Raw genomic sequence first — 2113 nt, 5'->3', positions numbered from 1 at the left:
TAGCGATTTTAGCGGCTCTCATATACTTCGTGATGGGAGGCGGTGGTAAAAAGACGATCAAGGATTACAAAAATTTCAGCCGCGAGGAGTTGGGAACCTCTATTGAAAATTTAATATGCATTTTAAATCAGTTACTGGATGGACAGATCGAAAGGATATAATCTCATTATGGTTTTAAAAAAATATAAAGTAAATCTGCATTTTGCGATCTTGTTAGTAGCAAATTTCATACCAACGGCACACGTTCTTTAGTAAACAATATAATTGGAGAAGATCTATGAAACAAATCTGCGTCATCCTGGCACACCCTTACGAAAAAAGCCTAAACGCAGCAATCGCGAATGCAGCGGTAGAAAAGCTGCAAAATAGCGGCTACGAAGTTAAATTTCACGATCTATATAAGGAGAAATTTAACCCAATCCTTAGCGGCACCGAGCTCGTTAGCGACGAAAGCGACGACGAGCTGTTAAAAGCGCATCAAAAAGATATCGCAAACGCCCACGGCATCGTGATTGTCCATCCGAACTGGTGGGGCGAGCCGCCCGCCATCCTCAAGGGCTGGATTGACCGTGTGCTAAGGCAGAGAGTAGCCTACGATTTTGCGCCGGGCGATAACGGCGGCGGGCTTCCGATAGGGCTTTTAAAGGCTAAAGCCGCCGTAGTTTTCAACACCTCCAACACCCCCGAGGCCAGAGAAAACGAGATATTCGGCGATCCGCTGGAAAGAATTTGGAAAAACTGCATTTTTGATTTTTGCGGCGTGAAAACCTTTGAGCGGCTGATGTTTAGAGTGGTCGCAGATAGCGACGAGGTCGAGCGAAAGGTCTGGTTAGAGCAGGTAGCGCAGACGCTGGATAGGTACTTTCCGAAGCAGATTAATTTGCTTTAAATTTGAAAATTCGCTGCTAGCAAAATCCGCGTGGCGTAGAATTTTGATTGCCTATTTTAAACAAATGTGCGCAAAAATTTTGTACGTGTATTCGGTGCAAAATTTATGAATTTAGGAGGCAATTATGCTTAGATTAATCGCTGTGATAGCGATTTTAGCGGCTCTCATATACTTCGTGATGGGAGGCGGCAGCAAAAAGACGATCAAAGATTATAAAAATTTCAGCCGCGAGGAACTGGAAACTTTATGCCTCGAAAAGAACGACAAAATAGCCTGCCAGCGCATCGCCGTGGATTATATCAAAGAAAATAAACCGAAAAAATGATCTAAATTTGCGAGGCTAATTTTGCGGTTTCGCTCAAACAGCGCGCGGTTAAATTTCTTTCTAGCCCGATCCAAACGTTGCGCGGATAAATTTGCCAGCAAAGCACGGCTCAGATGTCGATTAAATCGGTACCGAGCGCCGCGCAAATAGCGTAAATTTAAAAGCAATAATCAAGTATTAGTATGCGCGCCGATAAAACGACTAGCGCAAATTAAAGGCAATAAATCGCGCTGTGTTCTTTACGCGCATGCAGAAGGAGCGACCGATGAAAATTTTATGGCAAAGCAGGCTTCAAAACAGACTTCGCTACATCGGCGAAAACGTCCTAATAAAGGGCGATCGCGCATTTTACGTAGGTGATAACTACGAGCAAAAGCAGATGAAGCTTAGAAAATTCTCGCTCGCAAGCGGCGCGCTGCTAGCCGTGGGCGGGCTTTTGGGCATGTATTTCGGCACCTCTCAGGCTCACCGCGCAAGGCGCGAAACGCAGAAAAAATGGCTGCTCGTCCTCTACGTCATACTATTTGCGCTGGCGCTAAAAAAGGTACTGCAGTAGCGCCTGCTATAGTAGTGCCGCGAGCGATTTTGCCGCGCTACGTTTTGCTTTGCCTTGGTTTTGCTACAAGCGCGATTTAAGCGCCTGCGCGCTGTTTTGCTACGCCGTCCTTTTTTGCGTCTCGTAGTTTTTGCCTTGCCGCCCTCTTACACTGCGCGCGCTTAGTCGCTATTTTGCGGCGGCGCGTAAAACGTCGCATTTCGTCACGCGAGTAAAATTTTAAAACAAAATTTCAAAAAGAGCGAGTAAATTTTAAAAGCTGAATTTTAACCAGCCGCGTTAAAACGGCGCGTGCGCCTGCAATTTAAAATTTTTAAAGTAAACGGATAGTAAAATACTGATA

Annotated in this window: 3 protein-coding genes; all 3 read left to right on the top strand. The window is 45.2% G+C overall.

Translation table 11 applies throughout. From position 1 onward, the window contains the following. Nucleotides 1-277 precede the first annotated feature (277 nt). The 3 genes from Q0095_RS04595 (at nucleotide 278) to Q0095_RS04585 (ending at nucleotide 1770) form a co-directional block, all read left to right on the top strand. The gene (locus Q0095_RS04595; RefSeq protein WP_297881792.1) at nucleotides 278-889 is read left to right on the top strand and encodes an NAD(P)H-dependent oxidoreductase; all 612 of its coding nucleotides are present in this window, start codon (nucleotides 278-280) and stop codon (nucleotides 887-889) included. Nucleotides 890-1013: 124 nt separating this feature from the next. Beyond that, on the top strand, nucleotides 1014-1214 hold the full coding sequence (locus tag Q0095_RS04590) for a hypothetical protein (RefSeq protein WP_297881790.1): 201 nt from the start codon (nucleotides 1014-1016) through the stop codon (nucleotides 1212-1214). A 265-nt stretch (nucleotides 1215-1479) separates the two neighbouring features. After that, complete coding sequence (locus Q0095_RS04585) at nucleotides 1480-1770, top strand: hypothetical protein (RefSeq protein WP_297881788.1); 291 nt, start codon at nucleotides 1480-1482, stop codon at nucleotides 1768-1770. Nucleotides 1771-2113: the final 343 nt, after the last annotated feature.

The sequence above is a fragment of the uncultured Campylobacter sp. genome (genome assembly GCF_938045535.1).
GTDB lineage: Bacteria > Campylobacterota > Campylobacteria > Campylobacterales > Campylobacteraceae > Campylobacter_B.
The sequence above is the reverse complement of the archived record's forward strand: the minus strand, read 5'-3'. Positions and strand labels throughout refer to the sequence as shown.